This is a genomic window from Thalassotalea piscium (assembly GCF_030295935.1).
In the GTDB taxonomy this organism is placed as follows: Bacteria; Pseudomonadota; Gammaproteobacteria; order Enterobacterales; family Alteromonadaceae; genus Thalassotalea_B; species Thalassotalea_B piscium.
On sequence record NZ_AP027362.1, the window covers coordinates 3,291,722 to 3,312,957 of the forward strand.

Genomic DNA, 21,236 nt, shown 5'->3' on the forward strand with positions numbered 1-21,236 from the left:
GGCGTTGAGTTTGTGCGTTTCGGGAGAAGGATAGGTTAAGCTTAATGTTAGTGATTAGTTACTAACTTGCTAAACCGGCCTAGACGCTTTTAGTATTGTGTTATTGGATACCTTTCTCTGTCTGTACTACTAGGTAGAGAGCATTTACTCCGTGAAATTGGCCACTATGGCCACAACAATTTAAATATATTAACTACGGGAAATGTAGGCATGTCTAATACTGTAAGCGGTAAAGTAAAATTTTTTAACGAATCTAAAGGCTTTGGTTTTATTGAGCAAGAAAATGGACCTGACGTTTTTGTTCATTTTAGTGCAATCACTGGTGACGGTTTCCGTACGCTAACTGACGGCCAAGCTGTTACTTTTACTGTTAAGCAAGGTCAAAAAGGCCCAGAAGCTGAAAACGTAACTGCTGCGTAATTCAAAAATTCTTAAAAAAAGCGAAACATAACTTGTTTCGCTTTTTTTGTGCCTGAAATTCAGCAACTTCTACAACATCTAAACTATATATCATTAATCCGTATGGGCTTTAAGGTAATAACCCCCTATGAAATCAACGAATTTAACAGAAGGTAATAAAATTACCGAAAAACCTTTCGGTCACCTAAGCAGTGGGGAGGCCGTTCAGCTTTTTGAATTAACTAATCGCTCAGGCACAAAGATCAGTATAAGCAACTATGGCGCTATTATTGTTAGTTTATCTGTTATTGACAATTCAGGAGAATTTGACGACATAGTACTAGGTTATAGTAGTGCTGAAGATTACGAAAATGACACCTATTACCTTGGCGGCGTTATCGGTCGTTATGCGGGCCGTATTAAAAATGGCAAAGTCTCTATTAACGCTAAAGAATATCAATTAACACTTAACGCAGGTAATAGTCAGTTACATGGTGGCTTTAAAGGGTTAAATAAACGCTTATGGCAAGCTAGCAAAGCAGTAACCGATTCTAGTGTATGCTTAACACTTAATTATACCAGCCCAGACGGTGAGGAAGGCTTTCCTGGCACGGTAAATTTAACAGTTCAATATACCCTATTCGACAATAACGCATTAGAGATTGAGTATTTTGCAAATACCGATCAAGCAACGATTATTAACCTAACTCAGCACAGTTACTTTAATTTGGCGGGCCATGCTAGTGGTAATATTAACGACCATAAATTAACGTTAAATGCATCACACTTCCTGCCAATGAATGATGAAGTTTACCCAACAGGTGATCTAATGCCTGTGACTGAGACTGTACACGACTTTCGAAAGAGTAAGCGTATTGGTGACGACATAGACAGTAATGACGCGCAAATAATTATTGGAAAAGGTTATGATAATTACTGGTTGCTTAATGATGCAGCTTCAAAATACATTGAATTTTCTGCAATATTAGAAGAACCGAATTCAGGTCGACGAATGACCATTTATACTGATCAGCCTAGCATGATTATATATACAGCAAACTATATCGACGGAAGCCATGCTGGTAAAAACAATGTTCGTTATCAGGCTCGTTCCGCACTTTGCTTAGAGCCTGTAAGAGCTGTTACAAAAGAGTATATTAATGATTTAACGCCAGTAATGCTCCAACCTGATACACCATTTTATAGTAAAACACGTTATCAATTCGATACGATAAAACCAAAAGCTTAACCTAAGCCTAGCTTCTTACGGATATCTATTGTAATTTCCGCAATTTTATTAATATCAGATGGCGCAATAAAAATAGTATCGTCACCTGCTAATGTGCCTAAAATACCAGCAGATTCACCTAAACTATCAAGCATACGTGAAATTAATGGTGCGCCGCCGATACCTGTTTTAACAATAATTTGCATGTTGTTATGCTTCACACTCATAACAACTGACTCGATCGCTTGTTTTGATCTTGGAATAGCTAGCTCGTCGGGAAGAATATAAACCACTTCATTGTTGGTATTTCGCATTTTAACGGCACCAAGCTTAGACAATAAACGTGATATTTTTGCTTGCGACATATTAGCAAAGCCCTGCTCTGCTAATGCATCAGCTAATTGTCCTTGAGAGCCATAACATTGTTCGTGCAACAACGCTTTAAATGCGAAAACTAATTCCGCTTCATTTTTTTTACGCGTAGAGATCATTATCAAAAGCCAATAACTGTTAATTCAGCCTGATTTTACCGAGTTAGTAGGTAATATCCTAGTGATTTTATTTTTCAAATAATTTTTAATTAATAAAAAACCGCCCTTTAGACGGTTTTAATACTAATTGAAAAAGGTAGTAGATTTAGCCGTTGATAAAATCAACACCTTCTTTAATGTCAGCATTAAGTGTTGCTAGCATGTCATTTTTTGCTTTTTCTTCAAATGCACTTAATTTACCGTAAGATAAAATTTCTTCAACACCGTTTTTACCTAAACGCACAGGGTGTGCAAAATAAGAAGCGTCGCCGCCTTCTACCTCAACATAGGCATAATCAACAACACTTTCGCCCTGTAAACCTTTAACTAAAGACATACAAAAACGTGCCGCTGCTGCGCCCATTGATAAAGTGGCTGAACCACCACCGGCTTTAGCATTAACCACTTCAGTGCCCGCGTTTTGAATGCGTGGAGTTAAGGCTGCAACTTCTTCATCAGTAAATTCAACACCTTCAACTTGTGATAATAAAGGTAAGATAGTAGTACCTGAATGACCACCTATAACCGGTACACTTGTTTTTGCTACGTCTAATCCTTTTAATTCCGCAACAAAAGCTTCGCTTCGAATAACATCTAATGTGGTAACACCAAAAACGCGAGCAGCGTCATAAGTGCCTGCTTTTTTAAATACTTCAGCAACAATAGGTACTGTGCCATTTACAGGGTTAGTAATTACACCCACCAATGCCTTAGGACAGTTTGCAGCAATACCTTCAGCTAACGTTTTAATGATACCCGCGTTAACAGCAAATAAATCAGCTCTGTCCATTCCTGGCTTACGAGGCATACCTGCTGGAATAATAACAATATCGGCACCGGTTAACGCTTCAGCTAATGCATCAGCACCATACCCTGCAACTTTAACAGCAGTAGGTATGTGTGATAAATCTACAGCAACACCAGGTACAACGGGTGCAACATCATATAATGATAATTCAGAACCTGCTGGTAATTGAGTTTTTAAGAGTAATGATAACGCTTGACCGATACCGCCTGCGGCACCTAAGACTGCTACTTTCATGGGTTGTCTCCAAAATTTGAGTAAATACGTAAATTTTTGCTGCCCAAAAGATATAGTATCAAGCACCAAAAAACAATTATTATTCATCTGTTATGGCATACAAGGATACCGTATAATTGAATTATTAAAATAATACTATGGTATTATAGCAGGACATTTAAGCAGGTTAGATATACGATTGTAATTCTATAGCGATTAAAAAATTATTCTCGTGCTCTATTTAAGCCTGTCTCATCTAAATTAATAATTAGTGAGTTTTATGACAGTACAACAAAAACAAGAAGCTTTAGTACAAGCCTTTAAAGACCTGCTAAAACAAGAGCATTTTGGCTCTCAGGGTGAAATAGTTGACGCATTAAAAAACGAAGGATTTGATAATATTAGTCAATCTAAAGTTTCGCGTATGCTCAGTAAGTTTGGCGCTGTTCGCACACGTAATGCACGCCAAGATATGGTGTATTGCTTGCCTGCAGAGCTTGGTGTACCAACAGCAAAAAGTCCGCTGAAACAGCTGGTATTAGATATTGAACATAACGACGTTATGATAATTATTCGTACAAGCCCAGGCGCAGCACAGTTAATCGCAAGACTATTAGATAGTTTAAGTAAAAATGATGGTGTGCTTGGCACAATAGCTGGCGATGATACTATTTTTATCGCTCCGACCAAGGTAGCTGAAATTAAGCAAACTATTGCACAACTCGAATTATTATTTTCTAAAAATCTGACGTAACATATAGACCCTAAGGCTTAGGGTCGAGTTAACTATCATCTTCAACTTTCATTAATTCTGCCAATATATTTAAACTTGGCGCAAAAAAAGCAGCACCTGTTTCAGCTTGCGTGTATTTAAGCATATGGTCAAAATTACCATTTTCGTCACCTATTATCATACTTTTCAGCATCAGGTTGAAAGGCTCCGGTGAACGACAGTATGAAACAAAAAATAACCCCTGCAATTTCATATCGCCATAAGGCATACTTTGTCTTAAAATTTCTATGCTTTCTCCCTGCTCATTTTTCAAACTTGTTCGTTTAGTATGAGAAGTATGAGGTTTATTTTCTGAGGTATATTCTTCGTTATCAACTTTAGTACGGGCGAAGACATCCTCTTGCTCTTTGACTTCGAGTGTATTCCAATGATTTAAATTATGGCGATAGCGCTGAATATGTAAATAACTACCACTAGAGAACCTGTCATCGTCTTCAGCATGGACAAGTGCAACATCTCTGCGGTGTCGCCCTTTTGGGTTCTCTGTTCCATCAACAAATCCTGTTAGGTCTCGGCCATCAAGAAATCGAAAACCTCTAATTTGCTCAACTAAATCTACACTGTCAGCCAGTAATGCACAGACTTTACCCGCAACAATATGATTAACGTCTGCGCGGTCACTTCTTACTTCAATATATAAGTCGTAATTCACTGCTGGTGCTATACGATCGTCGCAAGAGACTTCACTAAAAGGCTGTAAATATTTCGGTCTAGCTTGTGGGAAAAGTTCGTCCCAATAGTTTGAACCAATAGCAATTACACCGGTTAAGTTACTTTCTGAAAACCGATCTGCATACTTATCAAATAACGCTGGAAGTCGCGATAATGCTTGACGAATATAGTCATTATTATCATCCAATACATTAAATAATAAATAGTACCCGTGTAAGCTCGGCTCTGCGCAAATACCAAATTGTTCTCTAGCCATTTACAGCTCCTAAAACTAATGCATTACTGCTAATTAGGGTAATTTTACACATTTTTCAACAATTGACAGTAACTGTTTAATTTAAAATAGAAACCTTAACGACGAAAGGGCATAAAATAGGTTACGTAAACTCTGGGTATGCCTCTAAACCACAGTCAGACTTATCAACACCTTCGTATTCTTCCTCTTCACTTACTCTGATCCCCATGGTAACTTTTAGTAACAACCAAACGCTATAGCTTGCAATAAATACCCATGCGAATATGGTGACTGCACCAATAATTTGGCCACTAAAAGTAGCCACTTTATTAGTTATTGGCACAATTAATAAACCAAACAACCCTACGACACCATGAACAGAAATAGCGCCAACAGGATCATCAATTCTTAAGCGATCTAAACCAATAATAGAGACAATAACTAAAAGCCCACCTAGTGCGCCAAACAAGGTTGCTTGCAATGGCGAAGGCGTAGATGGTTCAGCCGTAATTGCAACTAACCCCGCTAACGCACCGTTCAATACCATGGTTAAATCAGCTTTTTTAAATAAAGTTTTGGCTAATATTAATGCTGCTAGTGCACCACCTGCGGCTGCAGCATTAGTATTTACAAACACCGCAGCAATGGTATTAGCGTTGCCAATATCACTTAATTTCAATACTGAACCACCATTAAAACCAAACCAGCCCATCCATAAAATAAATGTTCCTAGTGTCGCTAATGGTAGATTAGCGCCTGGAATAGCATTCACTTTCCCGTTTGCACTATACTTACCATTTCTTGCTCCAAGTAATAATACACCAGACAGCGCAGCTGAAGCACCAGCAAGATGAACAACACCTGAACCCGCAAAATCGGAAAAGCCAAGCTCACTCAATTTATAAAGCCCAAAAACGGTATTATTTCCCCATGTCCAGCTCCCTTCTATCGGATAAATAACTGCTGTTAATACCGCCGTAAAAATTAAGAATGCCCATAGTTTCATTCGCTCAGCGACTGCACCGGATACTATCGACATCGCGGTAGCAACAAAAACCACTTGAAAGAAGAAATCAGATGCTTGTGAATATATAGCATCTCCAGTAAATCCACCTTCACGTTGGCCAAACTGATGTAACGTAGCTTCAAGATCTATCATCGTAATATTATTAAGAAAATAGCCTCCATCGTACATAAGTTCGTAACCACAAGCTAAATACATAGTGCATGAAATAGCATAAAGTGCGACATTCTTAGTGAGAATTTCAGTAGTGTTTTTTGAACGAACCAAACCAGCTTCCAACATTGAGAAACCAGCAGCCATCCACATGACCAAAGCGCCGCAAACAAGAAAATAAAAGGTATCAAGTGCATACTGAAGGTGAAAGATATTTTGTTCCATAACGCCCCCTATAGTGCAGCTAAGTCAGTTTCGCCAGTACGAATACGCAAAGCTTGCTCAAGATTTACGACAAATATTTTTCCATCACCTATTTTACCTGTATAAGCCGATTGAGTTATTGCCAAAATTAAACGTTCAACAGCATCATCTTTTACAGCGATCTCTAATTTTACTTTAGGCAAAAAATCAATTTGATATTCAGCTCCTCGGTAAAGCTCTGTATGGCCTTTTTGTCGGCCAAAACCTTTAACTTCACTGACAGTTAAGCCCTCAACCCCAACTGAAGAAATTGCCTCCCTAACGTCATCAAGTTTAAAGGGTTTAATAATTGCGCTTATTAATTTCATTGATAATCCTTATTAATTATTTAACTGAGGGTCTGTTGATCTTTCAGTTTATAGCAGAGCCTAAAAAGAAAGAGCACCAGACCCTAAGCTAATCAATCAACATGCCAAAATATTTTAACTTTAAATAATAAGAACTTAAGTATTTTACTACTAAGTATAATTTCGAGGTTGCACTTTATTAGTGCTTAAAATGTCTAGCTATGAGCAGATATAGTGCACGCCTAAAAAAGCTTAAAAGAGTATAGATGTATAATATTAAGCAATAAGTACCAAGAGTGCTTAACAGAGCATTAACAAATTTGGTAGAGTATGTCCGTCTTAAACATAAATCAGGAACATAAGATGTTAAATCGATGGATAAAGCAGCCAAGCATAGTAGCAGCTGCGGCATTAATGCTAACTACGTCAGCATATAGCGGCGCAGCAAATGCTGAAAATAAAATAATGAAGGTAACGGAAGTTGAAGGCATCAGTGAGTATAAACTCGCTAATGGTCTTCAAGTATTATTGTTTCCTGATCAAACCAAAGAAACCGTTACAGTAAATGTTACTTATCACGTAGGCTCTAAGCACGAAAACTACGGTGAAACAGGCATGGCACATTTACTTGAGCATTTAGTATTTAAAGGCACGCCAAAACATAAAGACATTCCAGCAGAATTAAGCTCTCATGGTGCTAGACCTAACGGTACAACATGGACTGACCGAACTAATTACTTTGAAACATTTGCAGCAACTGAAAAAAACATTGATTGGGCTTTAGATATGGAAGCCGATCGTATGGTCAATTCGTTTATTGCTAAAAAAGACTTAGACAGTGAAATGACGGTTGTACGAAATGAATTTGAACGTGGTGAAAATAATCCTTTTAGAATTACTTTACAACGCTCAATGGCCGCTGCCTATGAGTGGCATAATTATGGAAAATCAACCATTGGAGCACGCGCTGACTTAGAGAATGTGCCAATTGATCGATTACAAGCCTTCTACCGTAAATATTATCAACCAGATAACGCAACACTTATTGTTGCGGGGAAATTTGATAGTAAAGAAATTCTGAAAAAAATTAATCAAACATTTGGTGAAATTGCCAAGCCAACACGCGTCATTAATCCACTCTATACGCAAGAGCCAGCACAAGATGGTGAAAGAGAAGTTACCGTGCGCCGAGTGGGTGACATTAAACTGTTAACTGCTTTATATCATGTACCAGCAGGCTCTCATCCTGACTTTGCAGCAATAGACGTATTAAATGAAGTGCTCTCTGCCACGCCAAACGGCCGTTTACACAAAGCAGTTGTTGAGAATAAGTTTGCTACCAGTACCGCAGGCTTCAACTTTCAATGGCAAGAGCCAGGAGTGGCTATTTTTGTCGCTCAAGTTGATAAAGATAACAACCTTGCAGATACGAAGAAATCTCTACTTAGTACATTAGAAGGTATCAACACAGCTCCAATTACTGAAGAAGAAGTTGAAAGAGCAAAGCGTACTTTATTAAAAAATATAAACTTATCGTTTAATTCTTCAGAAGGCGTAGCGCTTAACCTAAGTGAATGGTTAGGAATGGGCGATTGGCGCTTACTGTTTTTAAATAGAGATCGTTTAGAGAAGGTAACTGTTGAAGATGTACAACGTGTAGCAACAGCATATTTTGTTCAAAACAATCGTACTTTAGGCAAGTTTATTCCTGCTGAAAATCCAGAGCGTGTTGAAATACCTCAAGTTGAAGATGTAAGTAAAATGCTTGAAGGCTATAAAGGTAGAGAACAAGTTGCACAGGGAGAAGCATTTGACCCTTCTCATGACAATATTGATCAGCGCACAGCAGTATTAACACTAGAAAGTGGTGTTAAAGTTGCTTTATTACCTAAGAAAACTCGTGGTGAATCTGTAGTTGTTAGCTTAAATCTGCAAATGGGTGATGAAAAATCGCTATATGGACTAAACACTGTTGGAAGTGCTGTAGGTGCGTTGTTAATGCGCGGTAGTAAAAACTATACCCGAGAGCAGCTAAAAGAAGCTTTTGATAAGCTTGAATCGCAAGTTCGTGTTGGTGGTGGAAGCGAAAATGCTTACGCATCTATCAATACGACGAAAGCAAACTTGAACGAAACGCTGAAGTTAGTCGCTGAAGTATTACAACAACCAGCCTTTACTGAAAAAGAATTTGATTTATATAAAAGTGAATTAAAGGTAGCAATAGAACAGCAATTACAAGATCCACAGTCGATTGCATTTAGAGCTTACGCACGTCATCAAAGCCCATATCCAAAAGGACACCCAAACTACACACCAACCTATGAAGAAGCTTTGGCTGATTTAGAGTCATTAACATTAGATCAAGTAAAAGACTTTCATCAGAAGTTTTACGGTGCAAACCAAATGCAGGTGACTGTTACTGGTGATTTTGATCAAAAACTTATTACTAAAACATTAGAAGAGATCACTTCAAACTGGCAAAGTAAGGCGACTTATAAACGTGTAGCAAGCCCTTATAAAGCATTAACAGTAGAAGCTTTAAACTTTGACACTCCAGACAAAGAAAATGCGACTTTTGTTGCGTCAGCAAGCTTGCCTGTTGGTGAAAACCATAAAGATGCACCAGCCTTAACACTAGGCAATTATATGCTAGGTGGTGGCTTCTTAAATAGTCGCTTAGCTACACGCTTACGCCAAAAAGATGGGTTAAGCTATGGCGCAGGTTCATTTCTAAACTTAAGCGCACAAGATCAACGTGCAGCTCTAGGGGCGTACGCAATTTGTGCCCCACAAAACTTGGACAAAGTAGAGCTTGGTTTTAAAGAAGAGATTGAACGTTTAATTAAAGATGGATTTACTGAAGAAGAAGTAGCAAGCGCTAAGTCAGGTATGTTACAAGGTCGTAAAGTAAGCCGCTCGCAAGATAGAGAACTTGCTGGTAAGTTAAATAGTAACCTACGTTTAGAACGCACTATGCAGTTTAGTAAAAAGTATGAGCAAGCAATTGAACAGTTAACTGTTGATGATGTTAACAAAGTAATACGTCGTTACCTTTCAGTTGACGCTTTTACTATTATTAAAGCCGGTGATATGAGTAAAGTTGAAAAGTAGTAAAATAAAACGAAAAACGCTTGCCTGGGCAAGCGTTTTTTTTAATACATTAGGCTAAAATAAAAGAGAAATTCAACCAATTAATGCCATATTTTCCACAGTGCAGTAACGTACTAGTAAATCATTGCAGAACCAGGGTTTAGTACCGCTAAAATACCTAATCGTTCCAAATCACAAAATTCATTTGCTTCTTTAATAAGTGCTTTGTCTATACCAACTTCCGCTAATTTATCTGGAGAAATTAAGTGCTCTTGCTTAATATCACTACACTGATAATTGGCTAACATTACTCTTTTCGCTAAATATAAAAGCTTGGTTTCTGCTGTACTAAACTCAAAGTCGTCTTTATTTTGGTAACGGATCGGTTCCACAATACTAAAGGGAAGCTGCCACTCTTTCAGCAGTTCTGCACTCATCTCAGCATAGGTAAAATCAAATACTGCTTGCTGCTTCTGCCAAGGTAATTGACCAGAAGATAAATTCGCGGCTTTCGCAGCTTTTTCAGGCGCTAATTGCTGCATAACTAGCTCGCCTACATTATGTAACAAGCCTAAAATAAATAAACGCTCTGCATTAGGCATACGTAATTTAAAGCCAATGTATTTAATTATTAATGCGGTATCAACACTGCTTTCCCAAAACTCTTCTAAGAACTGGGCATCGCATTTAATCGACTTAAACGTTTCAGTCGCAAAATAGGCAATTACTAAGTTATATACCTCGGTTATTCCTAAAACCAATACTGCTTTAGAAATAGTATCGATTTTACCCGGATAACTAAAAAATGGACTATTAGCTAACTTCAAGATAGTGCTAGCTAACGCCGGGTCTAATAAAATAATATCTGCAATATCGTCAATTGTTGAAGATTCATCATCAATTAACTCTTTAATACGGATAAAAGAATCAGATAAAACAAACATTTCACCAGCCTGATCAGCGTAGTCTTCAGCATCCATCCTAAACATCCCAAAATATGAAAAATAAACTAATACGATTGAAGTAACTTCAATCTAACTAAAGTAACTATTCTACAGTGCGCATAGCATTAACTAAACTGCTTATTTACAGTATAGACGTTAATTTTATAACTTTGTAGCCATAAAAATTCAAAAACCACTAGGGTCTGTTGATCTTTCAGTCTATAGCTCTGTTGCACTTAAATAGGTGTCAATCGAGGCGCTTAATGTAATGTTTAGTTGTTCCAAATGCACATTAAGCAACAAAGAGTGATGCTTTTTCAAGGCAGCCCAAAGGGCTATGGCTATTTTTCAACCTAACTACGTTAAAAATAGTTAAGGGTGAATAACTGCATTGCACTATTTTCGTGTTGTTATCTCAAAAAAGCAACCTATAGCAGAGCCTAAAAGGAAAGATCAACAGGCCCTAAAAATCGCAATCATTTAGCAATTACTCATACTAGCTACTTAACATAACATCGCGCACATTATTTAACCTGAGTTCGAGATAATGGATGTGCATAAAAACATTTAAAATAATATTTTACAGTGCTTTAGGTGACTTTTTATAAGTACTAGGTGCATTGTAACTCAACCAATGCTAAAAGTTTTGTGTGAATCAAGGCTGATTTGTGTACCTAATAGCTGGCTATTAGTAGCAAATTATACGCAGATACGCGCGAAAACCTTAGCTTTGGTGTACTTAGCTTGGCCCGAACTCAGGTTATTTAATCTGCTGTAAAACTCACCTGATAAGCGCCAAATTTACGCATATTAATTACACCCGTATCTAGTAATAAGTATTGCCCTTTAATACCTTGCAATACCCCGCTAACAATAGGGGTCTTATCAAAGTTAAAAGAGGTTACTTTATCAGGAAATTGTAATACCGGAAATTTCAACGCCACAACCTCTTGTTCAATCGGCTCAATGGCTTCGGCTCCAAACCTGCTACCAAGTTCCATCAACTTTTTTTCTATTTTTGGACGTAGCTGGTTTGCTTTATCGTTAAGGTTAATGGGATCAGCGTTGCCCTTTAGCATTGCACGCCAATTGGTTTTATCAGCAATAAATTCAGCTAATGCTATTTCAACTAAACCAGACTGTAAGCGAGTACTTACTTTAAAAATAGGTAGTGCCTGAGTTGCACCTTGATCTATCCAGCGTGTTGGTATTTGTGTATGTCGAGTAATACCTACTTTCAAACCAGAGGTATTCGCCAAGTAAACATAATGAGGGATCATACAGTTTTTTATGCCCCATTCAGGCTCCCTGCAAGTACCTTTATCAAAGTGACAAGTTTCCGGTTTCATTATACACATATCGCATTGAGCAAGCCTCTGCATACAAGGAAAACAAAAACCTTGTGAGTAGCTTTTTTTAGTTTTTCTACCACAATGGCAACAATTAATTTCTCCGCGATAAGTCAGCGTTATCGTTTTACCCAGATAATCGTTCATTGAAATTTTTTCTTCACCAATTGGCAGCTGGTAGCTCACATTTCCCTCTGAATCCAATTGGCCGATCATTTTTTTAAGCGCACCGTATTCGGTTGAAACCATTGTGTTATTCTCTTTAAAATTCTATGGTGGTATAGTACTGAAAAACGCGTCACTAGACTAGAACTGTTAGCTTAGTGGTTGTTAATCGCAGATAAAATTCACCTAACTTATAAATTGTGGAAATTAACACTTGTCTAAAACATGGTATGTCTACTTATTACGCTGTAGCGATAACAGTCTTTATACTGGCATAACCACAGATATTAATTTACGTTTAAATCAACATAACAATTGCAATAAGCTAGGCTCAAAATACACTCGCGCTCGAAGACCGGTAAAACTGGTATATAACGAAATACACGAAAATAGAAGTGCAGCAAGCAAGCGAGAATGTCAATTAAAGCGGTTAAATAAAAAACAAAAAGAGCAGCTTATTACTCATCTGCCTTAAATTAAGATGTAAAACAGATTGCTCAAAAGCCCCGTCTTTACTGGTCTGCTGAGTTAATATTTTAATTTTATTTCGACTTTTTATCGCTAGTACTGATAGAATGCGTCGGTTTTTAGCCTGTATATATAAAGTAGTTATTATGTTTCTTGAAAGTTATTGTCACAATAAGAATAATAAAATCAGTTTTACTCGTCAGCAAGCAAGTGATTTTGCTAAAAAAATAGCTGATGATTTCAATCCATTACATGATATTGATGCAAAACGATTTTGTGTACCTGGCGATTTACTTTTTGCTATTATTTTAGAGAGAGCCGGACTATCTCAAAACATGACTTTTAAATTTTCAGGCATGGTTAACGATAATATTTTTTTAAACTTTCCTAAGAGTGTTGAGGAAAAAGCACATATTACTGATGATAATGGTAAAGAATACTTATCAGTCGAAGTGAGTGGCAAAACCACCGACAGTGCAGAAACAATTAATGCACTAATCAAAGCTTATGTAGAGTTTTCTGGTCACACATTTCCACACATATTGGTTGATTTAATGGCGAAAGAAAAAGTGATGATAAATCCTGCCAGACCAATGATTATGTATGAAAGCATGTCAATTCATCTGGAAAGTTTAGCTTTCAAAGCAGTTACACTCGAATTAGCTAACACCACACTTTCTATTGATGGAAAACGAGGCGTGGCAGACCTGATATTTAATTTAGTTGCTGATAGTAAAGTAATTGGTCATGGCAAAAAGCACATGATCCTAAGTGGCCTACGCCCTTATGAACAAGAGACTATTAATGAGATTGTTGAAATTTATAACACTAAAAAAGCAGACTTTTATGCTAAGGCATAGCATAGAGTCTATGCTTTATATTTTGTTACTAGTTTATCCATTTTAACTGCACTTTTTCTCATCCAGCGTTGGCAAACTTTTAGCCAGCGCTTTGCCCAATCAAACTCAAAACTTAGCAAACCAAGGCCTAGTGGAATAAAAATAACGGCAGGCCCTGGTAATAATATAAAGATCACACCAAGGACCAAGAACAACGCACCTAAAACAGTTAAAGAAAATCGCTTTATATTATTCAATGTATCACTCCTCACACTAACCCGCATAATAAAGTGATCCCTTCTTTATACGGATTGGTATTATTTATATGTTAAATTAATGCAAGCAAGTTTAACGCCAAACAACTAAGTGCAATACATTCAGTTACTTGTGAAGAACTTAAGCAATATAAACATTCCAAAGGCATCAAAAATGTAATTTTTCGCTAATATTTAGTGAAATAATCCCCCAATTATGAACATCGTGGCTATACTTTTATTATCGATAATATGAACAAGGAAGTTCAACATGAAACCCTTCATCTATTTAATTTTCCTCGTTAGCTTGTTCACGCCAAATGTATACGCTAAAAAGCCAGCGATACAACATAGTGTCAATTACCATAATAATTTAGATATTAGGCAGTATTGGGTCAGCGAAAAACTTGACGGTGTGCGTGGATATTGGAGCGGCCAACAGATGTATACACGACAAGGCAATCCAATTAATTTACCTAAAGGTTATAGTGACAACTGGCCTAGTGTACCTTTTGATGGTGAACTTTGGCACAGTCGAGGAGGCTTTCAAAAAACAGTATCTTGTGTAAGAAAAAAAATACCTGAGCCGAGTTGTTGGCGTGAAATTGAGTTTAGGGTATTTGACTTACCAAAAAGTAAAGCAAACTTCACCCAACGACTTAACCAAATAAAACAACTACTTAATAATGCACCCAGTAAAACGATAAAAATGGTTGAACAATTTAGTATAAATAGCGAAGAAGAACTCTTTAGTATGCTTGATCAAATAGTCGCTCTAGGTGGTGAAGGATTAATGCTTCATAGTAAAAATGCTTACTATAAACCAGGGCGCAACAAAGCATTACTCAAGCTCAAACCCTATCAAGATGAGGAAGGTGTGGTGTTAAAGCATATTTCAGGTAAAGGTAAATATAAAAACATGCTCGGCGCATTATTAGTCAAAAACAAAGACGGCTTGGTATTTAAAATTGGCTCTGGATTTTCCGATAAAGAACGAAGAACCCCTCCACCTATTGGTAGCGAAATTACTTATAAATATATTGGTAAAACCGATCGAGGTGTGCCAAGATTTGCTAGTTTTTTACGTAATAAACAGTAATGGGGTATAAATGGAGTTGCACTTATGGTTATCTTTAGTGACAATTTGTATTCTAGGTGCGCTCTCTCCGGGCCCTAGTTTAGCGCTTGTAATTAGAAACACTCTTAATGGTGGCTCTAAACAAGGATATGCTACAGCGTTAAGTCATGGTTTTGGGGTTGCGCTTTATGCAGCAATTACTGCGACTGGCATTGGCATTATCATCGTTAAATCGCCAACGTTATACGCTATAATTCAATACGCTGGAGCCGCTTTTTTAGTATACCTTGGCATTAAAGCGCTAATGAGTAAAAAGCAGTCGATTAACTTAACTAATGAAAACTCTAACGGTAATAACGCAAACGTCACAACAAACATTAATGGTTGGCGAGATGGTTTTTTGATTGCATTTTTGAACCCTAAATTAGCAATATTCTTTCTCGCTTTATTTAGCCAATTTGTTGATGAAAATGCAGCTTGGCAGCAAAAAGCAATAATGACTTCTACTGTAGGTATAATTGATGCACTTTGGTATGTGATAGTTGCTTATGCGTTGTCTCGAGGGCCTATTTTAGAGAAGTTAAAACATAACAGCCATATTGTAGATAAAATAACTGGCGGCTTCTTAATATTACTCGCTGCTCGTGTAGTGCTTAATTAAACTGTTTGGTATTTAAAATACAATACTTTTAGCCCTTTGCCCTGTTCAGCCTCTTTAAATACTGAGGGGTTTTCTATTTTATATTGAAAATGACATTGGGGACATTCCCTTGCAACTTCTGCTAATAAAAACTGTTCATCTAAGTCTGGAGAGTTTAAACATAATATAACATCACTGTTATTACCCATAAGTTCAGGTAGTCGTTTAATAATTTTTTTATAGTCACGCTCAATGTTAACACTACCTTTTTGAAAGGAAGGCGGATCACAAATTAACATTTGATAAGGTCCATACTTCTTTAGTCGAGCATAAGACTTAAAGATATCTACCCCTTCGAATTTTACTTTACTGAGGTCTTGCTGATTAAGCTTATGGTTTTCTCTCCCTTTTGATAAAGAAGCTTTACTCATATCAATATTAACAACTTGCCTAGCTCCGCCTGCTAAGGCCGCAACAGAAAACGCGCAGGTATAAGAAAATAAATTCAATATATTTTTATCACTTGCATGTGCTTTAACCCATTCTCGGCCGTTAGCCATATCAAAAAAAAGACCTAAATTTTGCGACTTACCTAATGTTAAGTGATAATTTAATTCCTGCTCTACTGCTACCGCTTTCTCTATGTTTTCCCCCCAAAGTACCTCTATGGGAGCAAACTTTATATAGCGATGTTGTACTTGTATTGATTGGCAGCCGCTTACTTTTTCTTTAAGCCCCTCCACCTGACAAGTCAACCATTGTGGCGATACTGCTTGATAAAGTGTGATAAAGATAACCGGAGAAAACCAATCAACATTAACATGCGATAGCCCCTCATAAGCATGACCTCGACCATGAAATAAGCGTTGACTTTGAAGGTGATGCTGTTGAAATTTAGAAAAGTTAATATGGTTAATCATATAGTATCGCTATAAAAAATTAAGGCCGCATAATAACAAATTATGCGGCCTTAACGAAAAAAGTTTAAATAATTTAAAAACCAAATAAACTAATTGAAAAGAACTTTTGTAGTACAGTATTAATAAAAATAAAACATACAATCACAGGGATGAATGTACCTAATGAAAAGTTAATATACTTTTCAACCCATGAGTTAGCATAACTTTCATTACCATCAGACAGCTCTTTAGTGAGTTGTTTTTTCTTCCAACGGTAACTAACAAAGATACACAGTAGTAAACCATTGAGTGGCAAAATTGTATCGTAGAAAATGTCAATTATCACATCAAAGAGTGACTTAGATGCGCCAGCGTAGTTAACAAAATCAGTAAAGAAGCTCACCATACCAAATGAAACAGTCGCACAAACAGTTAAAATACCAGCTGTCATCAATAAGGTAAGTAGTGCATTTTTACGGCTTTTACCCTTCTCTGTCACTAAATAAGAAACAGGTACTTCGAGAATTGACACTAATGATGTTATTGCTGCGAAAAATACCAAGATAAAGAAAAATGCAGCAACTGCACTTGCAGCAAAGTATCCAATACTTGTTTGTAACGCTAAAAATATTTTAGGTAAAAAAGTAAAAATCAACGACACTGAACTATCACTTAACTCTGCAGGGTTCACGTTTGGATTAAACGAAAATACAGCAGGTAATATCATTAAGCCTGCAATAAAAGCAATTGCAGTGTCTGTTAAAGCCACTAACTTAGCAGAGCCAACAATATCTGTTTTGCGATCGATATAAGAGCCATAAGTGATTAAAATCCCCATACCAAGCGAGAGAGAAAAGAAAGCTTGAGAGAGTGCGCCATTAACCACAGAAGGTGTGATTTTATCAATATCAGGAATAATAAAGAACTTAATACCTGCCATTGCGTTATCTAATGTTAAAACGAATATCACCATTAAAATCAGCATAAAAAACAGTGTTGGCATTAATACCTTAGCCGCTTTTTCTATCCCGTCTTTAACCCCTGCGACTAAAATAAAGTTAACGATAGCAGCAACTACGGCCATAGCGATAAAAATATATGGGCTATTAATAAAGTCGCCGAATGCGGCTCCTGTTGCTAGGTAATCTAAATTACCAGCTAATATTATCGAGATATAACCAAAAATCCAAACCGTTATCACCATATAGAATACAGCGATCATAAAAGGTGTTAACACACCTAAAAACCCAGCAAAACTCCAAAACCTACTACCATTGGATAATGTTTTATAAGCCCCTACAGGCTCTTTTTGTGTTTTCCGGCCTACGGCCATTTCTGCAACCATTACTGGCAAACAAATAAAGAAAACAAATAGTGCGTACATTAATAAAAATGCACCCCCACCATTTTTGGCAGCATTTACTGGAAAACCAACCAAATTACCAATGCCTACCGCAGAACCTGCGGCAGCTAAAATAAACCCTATTCGGGAACTAAAGTGTTCTCTTGCGGCTGTCATAAATGTCCTTGATTATAATAATTTTTAGGGCAAGTTGTTATTATTTATCGGTAGTACCACAGTGGTCTACCTACTTATTATTCGATGCTATCAAGGTTCTTTCATAATGTCTTCTTTTACCTTTACGTTAAGTACAGCAAAAAGTACTCTTAACTGTATACAAAATGTTGCGTTTGAACAAAAAGTAAGTTTACCTGGTCAACATATTCCATTTCTTAATTAGGGCTAAAAAACTTTGCATCCATAATTGCTAAAATACTTTCCGCTTCTTTACCCGCAAACTCTGCTGCTGCTTCAAGATCTTCAGAGGTAATAGATAAGCTAGCACACATTGATTGGTCAATGGTTTCATTGTAGGTAAATTTTTCAGGGTCGCTATCAACCAAGGCAAGTCTTGACGCTAAATAGAGCACTTTAACGTCTTTATTTATTTGAATACTATGTGCTTGATTGTAATGTTTTATCGGTAGAATAATTTTTTCAGGAATTTGCCAAATTTTCAATAGTTCAGCGGTTATATCAGTATAAGTAAAATTAAGTATCTGCTGCTGAAGTGACCATGGTAATAGCTCGGCATTATAAGCTTCGCACTGCGTGGCCAATTCTGGTGTAACTTTAGCAACAATTAATTCACCAAAATTTTGTAATAAGCCAGCAACAAAAAGTCGTTCTATATCTCGAATTCCTGCCTTTATTGCCAAATTTTTAGTTGCTAAGCCGCAAAACACGCTCATTCGCCAAAAGCGTTTAAGATCAATCGCTTGATTTGAAAAATGTTTAAACGCACTGGCTGCTACATCAACCAACATCATATTGTATATAGCTTGCGTACCAATAATAGTAATGGCTCGCGAAATTGTACTAATCTCCCCTGGGAAACTATATACCGCACTATTAGCAATTTGCAATAAACGCGATGTCATTGAAGGGTCTACACTAATGACGTTAGCAAAGTCTTCAATGGTAGAGTCTTCCTGCTCCATAAGCGATTCAACTTTAAAACACGCGTCTGGTAGCGCAAATGAGCCATTAGCTTTTATGGCATATTCGTATGCGTTCATATTAAAAATCCAATCATTATATATTATTTAAAACCAACAGAATTAACACTTAGCAACAACTAAAAGGCGAAAAAGCAAGGCATTGAATGTGTAGAGTGCTTATACCAATCTCATTAACTATGTGATCATTTCTACTGGCTAAAACAGTCAACTACTGCGTTATTTATTTTATAATTAGAACAACTAGTTATGAAAATAAATGCCTTGTATTTGACTGTTTTTACTGCGTATAAAATAGATCACTTAATTAATGAAACTGGTATTACTCCCAATAACTGCTTCAGTTACTATGAGTGTAACCTGTTGGCATGCCTGATAAAACTAAAAAACACAGCAATTTTCATTGCTGTGCTTTAAAAGAGGTTCTTTTAGCTATCTTATCCCATTTCAGGGTAAGCAAAGCTATTTAACTTCAATTATGTAACCTTAGCTCGGGTTAAGAGATAAGTTAATGCCCTGAAATTGCTAGACTTGTGGTTGTAGCCACTCACTAGCTTGATAGTTTTTCTTAATTCAAGGCAAATTCATTAGGAATAGTTATTCTATTGTTTATGAATTTAACACAGAAGTAAGGAAAAATAGCTGCTAGAGAGCTATTTATTATCCCGAGTTGAGGTTATATAGTAATTACATCGCAAAAGTATTGCCAAAGAAGTCGCCTTTGTTCCAAGTAGGCCGCTTTTCTTGATTAGCAATCTCTAGGCCTATCATCATATTAACTTGAACAAACTTTGCTGCAGCCTCATAGTTAATGGGCAAATCTAATTGATCACTATGTTGATGATAATGATTTTTCAAAAAGTCGCCAAATACTTTACCGCCATCTATGTTTACATCAGTTGATTTAAAGCCTGTCATTAAAAACACAGAAGGTATGCCTTGTTTAACAAAGCTATAGTGATCGCTTCGCGTAAATAATGCTTGTTCTGGCATAGGATCTGGGCTGAGACTAATATCAATTTTATTAGCTGCTGTTTCTACAATACTGCCTAAGCTTGAATGTGTAGAGCCAAACGCAACCACGTCTGCAAATGGGTACAAAATTAGTGGCATATCTAAATTTACGTTTGCGACCATGCTCATTAACGGCACTGTAGGATTGTTGGCAAAATAGCTAGACCCTAGTAGCCCTTTCTCTTCACCCGTAACAACAACAAATAAAATTGAACGTTTGGGTGCCTTCGGCATGCTTGACAATAGTCGAGCAGTTTCTAAGAGTATTGACACACCTGAAGCATTATCTAGTGCACCGTTATTAATTTTATCTTCATGATCACCATGCTCACTTACGCCAATGTGATCTAGGTGCCCACTAAATACCACGTATTCATTTTTTAATTTTTCATCACTGCCTTCAATCATTGCGATAATGTTAGGGCTTGTGATTTCTTCGTGTCGTGATTTTGTACTTAACTTTATAGTGGTGTTTAAAGCAAAGCCTTTAATTGACTTGTTATTAGTATCATCTTCAAATAACTGTTCTAAACTGCGATCAGCGTCAACAAATAAAGCTTGCCCGTGATCATGATGCAAATAGGCAGCACCTTTAATTGTTGGCTGATGACCATAAGGTTCTCCTTTTTGATCTAACCAAGTAAACCGAGGACTACTAGCATAACTTGCCGTTTTTTCAAATGTTCTCACTTTCTCTCGTTTAGGGGTATGTATCGTAATAAAACCGACAGCTCCACGCTCTGCGGCATGCCTAAGCTTTTCTTTACTCGAGCCTAAATGCGCCCCCTCTTCTGAAGGTAAGTCGTCAGGGCGGCCTGTTAACACCACTACAACTTTACCCTGAACATCTAAATCTTTGTAATCGTCGTAGCCAAAATCAGCAGCAATTACACCATAGCCAGCAAAAACGGCTTCTGCCTCAAGCATTGAGTTAGTCTCAATAGGTGAGCCAGAAGTAATAAAGTGATCTAACTCTTTTAGCTCAACAGTTCCATTTGAGCTTTTGATTGTTAAAGACGCACTGTCTTTCTCTAAAAAAGTTTTTCGAAAAGTCACTTGTTGTTCAAAGCCGCGACCTTCCCCCATGGGTGTTAATCCTAACTGCTTAAAATTAGATTTTACGTAATTTGCTGCAATTTGATAACCACTACTGCCTGTATCTCTGCCCTTTAAAGTATCGTCAGCTAAAAACTCTAGATGTGCTTTTATATTTTCAGGGTTAACTGTTGATGTTGGAGCAGCAATCTCAGGTTGATGAACCGCTTGCTGGCCACAACCAACAAGTAAACCTAATATAATGCCGGTAAAAGTGAGTCTTTTAAAATTCATTTTTCTCTCTTATTTAATTATTTAAGCTGTTAGGTAACAGT

At 37.0% G+C, this 21,236-nt stretch carries 20 protein-coding genes; 8 read left to right on the forward strand and 12 right to left on the reverse strand.

The genetic code is table 11. The annotated features are described in order from the left end of the window. Positions 1-210: 210 nt before the first annotated feature. Positions 211-420 carry a cold-shock protein gene (locus tag QUD79_RS14625; protein WP_184424628.1) on the forward strand — a complete coding sequence of 70 codons (210 nt, stop codon included), beginning with the start codon at positions 211-213 and terminating at the stop codon, positions 418-420. A 127-nt stretch (positions 421-547) separates the two neighbouring features. Further along, positions 548-1,648, forward strand: a complete 1,101-nt coding sequence (locus QUD79_RS14630) for an aldose epimerase family protein (protein WP_184424629.1) — start codon at positions 548-550, stop codon at positions 1,646-1,648. Here QUD79_RS14630 and argR (QUD79_RS14635) read toward each other — a convergent pair. Both argR (QUD79_RS14635) and mdh read right to left on the reverse strand, forming a co-directional pair. Further along, positions 1,645-2,115: a transcriptional regulator ArgR gene (gene argR / locus QUD79_RS14635; RefSeq protein ID WP_184424663.1), complete on the reverse strand. Its 471-nt coding sequence runs from the start codon at positions 2,113-2,115 to the stop codon at positions 1,645-1,647. The two genes, QUD79_RS14630 and argR (QUD79_RS14635), sit on opposite strands and share 4 nt — an antisense overlap. Before the next feature lie 148 nt (positions 2,116-2,263). Beyond that, positions 2,264-3,199, reverse strand: a complete 936-nt coding sequence (gene mdh / locus QUD79_RS14640) for a malate dehydrogenase (protein ID WP_184424630.1) — start codon at positions 3,197-3,199, stop codon at positions 2,264-2,266. A 259-nt stretch (positions 3,200-3,458) separates the two neighbouring features. On the opposite strand from mdh, the gene argR (QUD79_RS14645) reads away from it, so the two are divergent. Continuing rightward, a complete protein-coding gene (gene argR, locus QUD79_RS14645; protein ID WP_184424631.1) occupies positions 3,459-3,932 on the forward strand; it encodes a transcriptional regulator ArgR in 474 nt (157 codons plus the stop codon). A 28-nt stretch (positions 3,933-3,960) separates the two neighbouring features. Here argR (QUD79_RS14645) and QUD79_RS14650 read toward each other — a convergent pair whose 3' ends face one another. The 3 genes from QUD79_RS14650 to glnK all read right to left on the reverse strand — a co-directional run bounded on the left by QUD79_RS14650 (position 3,961) and on the right by glnK (position 6,627). After that, positions 3,961-4,899 (reverse strand): Dyp-type peroxidase, encoded by a 939-nt coding sequence (locus QUD79_RS14650; protein WP_184424632.1) that lies wholly within the window; start codon positions 4,897-4,899, stop codon positions 3,961-3,963. A gap of 121 nt (positions 4,900-5,020) precedes the next feature. Next, positions 5,021-6,280, reverse strand: coding sequence for an ammonium transporter (locus tag QUD79_RS14655; RefSeq protein ID WP_184424633.1), 1,260 nt, complete (start codon positions 6,278-6,280; stop codon positions 5,021-5,023). 8 nt (positions 6,281-6,288) lie between these two features. Next, the gene (gene glnK, locus QUD79_RS14660) at positions 6,289-6,627 is read right to left on the reverse strand and encodes a P-II family nitrogen regulator (RefSeq protein ID WP_184424634.1); all 339 of its coding nucleotides are present in this window, start codon (positions 6,625-6,627) and stop codon (positions 6,289-6,291) included. 342 nt (positions 6,628-6,969) lie between these two features. Between glnK and QUD79_RS14665 the strand changes: the two genes are divergently transcribed. Then, a complete protein-coding gene (locus QUD79_RS14665; protein ID WP_246454973.1) occupies positions 6,970-9,717 on the forward strand; it encodes a M16 family metallopeptidase in 2,748 nt (915 codons plus the stop codon). Between the two features lie 113 nt (positions 9,718-9,830). On the opposite strand, the gene QUD79_RS14670 is transcribed toward QUD79_RS14665, so the two are convergent. After that, positions 9,831-10,676, reverse strand: a complete 846-nt coding sequence (locus tag QUD79_RS14670; protein WP_184424635.1) for an HDOD domain-containing protein — start codon at positions 10,674-10,676, stop codon at positions 9,831-9,833. Positions 10,677-11,404: 728 nt separating this feature from the next. After that, positions 11,405-12,238, reverse strand: a complete 834-nt coding sequence (locus QUD79_RS14675; RefSeq protein ID WP_184424636.1) for a DUF2797 domain-containing protein — start codon at positions 12,236-12,238, stop codon at positions 11,405-11,407. Positions 12,239-12,368: 130 nt separating this feature from the next. Here QUD79_RS14675 and QUD79_RS14680 point away from each other — a divergent pair, with 130 nt between their 5' ends. Both QUD79_RS14680 and QUD79_RS14685 read left to right on the forward strand, forming a co-directional pair. Continuing rightward, on the forward strand, positions 12,369-12,629 hold the full coding sequence (locus tag QUD79_RS14680; protein ID WP_184424637.1) for a GIY-YIG nuclease family protein: 261 nt from the start codon (positions 12,369-12,371) through the stop codon (positions 12,627-12,629). Positions 12,630-12,768: 139 nt separating this feature from the next. After that, positions 12,769-13,482 carry a DUF3581 domain-containing protein gene (locus QUD79_RS14685; RefSeq protein ID WP_184424638.1) on the forward strand — a complete coding sequence of 238 codons (714 nt, stop codon included), beginning with the start codon at positions 12,769-12,771 and terminating at the stop codon, positions 13,480-13,482. 8 nt (positions 13,483-13,490) lie between these two features. Here QUD79_RS14685 and QUD79_RS14690 read toward each other — a convergent pair whose 3' ends face one another. Further along, complete coding sequence (locus tag QUD79_RS14690; RefSeq protein WP_246454974.1) at positions 13,491-13,718, reverse strand: PGPGW domain-containing protein; 228 nt, start codon at positions 13,716-13,718, stop codon at positions 13,491-13,493. A 268-nt stretch (positions 13,719-13,986) separates the two neighbouring features. On the opposite strand from QUD79_RS14690, the gene QUD79_RS14695 reads away from it, so the two are divergent. Both QUD79_RS14695 and QUD79_RS14700 read left to right on the forward strand, forming a co-directional pair. Beyond that, positions 13,987-14,814, forward strand: a complete 828-nt coding sequence (locus QUD79_RS14695; protein ID WP_184424640.1) for a DNA ligase — start codon at positions 13,987-13,989, stop codon at positions 14,812-14,814. A 10-nt stretch (positions 14,815-14,824) separates the two neighbouring features. Further along, complete coding sequence (locus tag QUD79_RS14700) at positions 14,825-15,454, forward strand: LysE family translocator (RefSeq protein ID WP_184424641.1); 630 nt, start codon at positions 14,825-14,827, stop codon at positions 15,452-15,454. Here the strand turns inward: QUD79_RS14700 and QUD79_RS14705 are convergent. The 4 genes from QUD79_RS14705 to QUD79_RS14720 all read right to left on the reverse strand — a co-directional run bounded on the left by QUD79_RS14705 (position 15,451) and on the right by QUD79_RS14720 (position 21,195). After that, positions 15,451-16,353, reverse strand: coding sequence for a class I SAM-dependent methyltransferase (locus QUD79_RS14705; protein WP_184424642.1), 903 nt, complete (start codon positions 16,351-16,353; stop codon positions 15,451-15,453). The genes QUD79_RS14700 and QUD79_RS14705 overlap by 4 nt on opposite strands. 73 nt (positions 16,354-16,426) lie before the next feature. Continuing rightward, positions 16,427-17,851: a sodium-dependent transporter gene (locus QUD79_RS14710; protein ID WP_184424643.1), complete on the reverse strand. Its 1,425-nt coding sequence runs from the start codon at positions 17,849-17,851 to the stop codon at positions 16,427-16,429. 215 nt (positions 17,852-18,066) lie between these two features. After that, positions 18,067-18,912 carry an HDOD domain-containing protein gene (locus QUD79_RS14715; protein ID WP_184424644.1) on the reverse strand — a complete coding sequence of 282 codons (846 nt, stop codon included), beginning with the start codon at positions 18,910-18,912 and terminating at the stop codon, positions 18,067-18,069. Positions 18,913-19,539: 627 nt separating this feature from the next. Next, positions 19,540-21,195: a M28 family metallopeptidase gene (locus tag QUD79_RS14720; protein WP_184424645.1), complete on the reverse strand. Its 1,656-nt coding sequence runs from the start codon at positions 21,193-21,195 to the stop codon at positions 19,540-19,542. Positions 21,196-21,236 lie beyond the last annotated feature (41 nt).

Coding starts and splice junctions, on each gene's coding strand:
- QUD79_RS14625 (WP_184424628.1), top strand. CDS start 211: ATGTCTAATACTGTAAGCGGTAAAGTAAAATTTTTTAACGAATCTAAA.
- QUD79_RS14630 (WP_184424629.1), top strand. CDS start 548: ATGAAATCAACGAATTTAACAGAAGGTAATAAAATTACCGAAAAACCT.
- mdh (WP_184424630.1), bottom strand. CDS start 3,199: ATGAAAGTAGCAGTCTTAGGTGCCGCAGGCGGTATCGGTCAAGCGTTA.
- argR (WP_184424631.1), top strand. CDS start 3,459: ATGACAGTACAACAAAAACAAGAAGCTTTAGTACAAGCCTTTAAAGAC.
- QUD79_RS14650 (WP_184424632.1), bottom strand. CDS start 4,899: ATGGCTAGAGAACAATTTGGTATTTGCGCAGAGCCGAGCTTACACGGG.
- QUD79_RS14655 (WP_184424633.1), bottom strand. CDS start 6,280: ATGGAACAAAATATCTTTCACCTTCAGTATGCACTTGATACCTTTTAT.
- glnK (WP_184424634.1), bottom strand. CDS start 6,627: ATGAAATTAATAAGCGCAATTATTAAACCCTTTAAACTTGATGACGTT.
- QUD79_RS14665 (WP_246454973.1), top strand. CDS start 6,970: ATGTTAAATCGATGGATAAAGCAGCCAAGCATAGTAGCAGCTGCGGCA.
- QUD79_RS14670 (WP_184424635.1), bottom strand. CDS start 10,676: ATGGATGCTGAAGACTACGCTGATCAGGCTGGTGAAATGTTTGTTTTA.
- QUD79_RS14675 (WP_184424636.1), bottom strand. CDS start 12,238: ATGGTTTCAACCGAATACGGTGCGCTTAAAAAAATGATCGGCCAATTG.
- QUD79_RS14685 (WP_184424638.1), top strand. CDS start 12,769: ATGTTTCTTGAAAGTTATTGTCACAATAAGAATAATAAAATCAGTTTT.
- QUD79_RS14695 (WP_184424640.1), top strand. CDS start 13,987: ATGAAACCCTTCATCTATTTAATTTTCCTCGTTAGCTTGTTCACGCCA.
- QUD79_RS14700 (WP_184424641.1), top strand. CDS start 14,825: ATGGAGTTGCACTTATGGTTATCTTTAGTGACAATTTGTATTCTAGGT.
- QUD79_RS14705 (WP_184424642.1), bottom strand. CDS start 16,353: ATGATTAACCATATTAACTTTTCTAAATTTCAACAGCATCACCTTCAA.
- QUD79_RS14710 (WP_184424643.1), bottom strand. CDS start 17,851: ATGACAGCCGCAAGAGAACACTTTAGTTCCCGAATAGGGTTTATTTTA.
- QUD79_RS14715 (WP_184424644.1), bottom strand. CDS start 18,912: ATGAACGCATACGAATATGCCATAAAAGCTAATGGCTCATTTGCGCTA.
- QUD79_RS14720 (WP_184424645.1), bottom strand. CDS start 21,195: ATGAATTTTAAAAGACTCACTTTTACCGGCATTATATTAGGTTTACTT.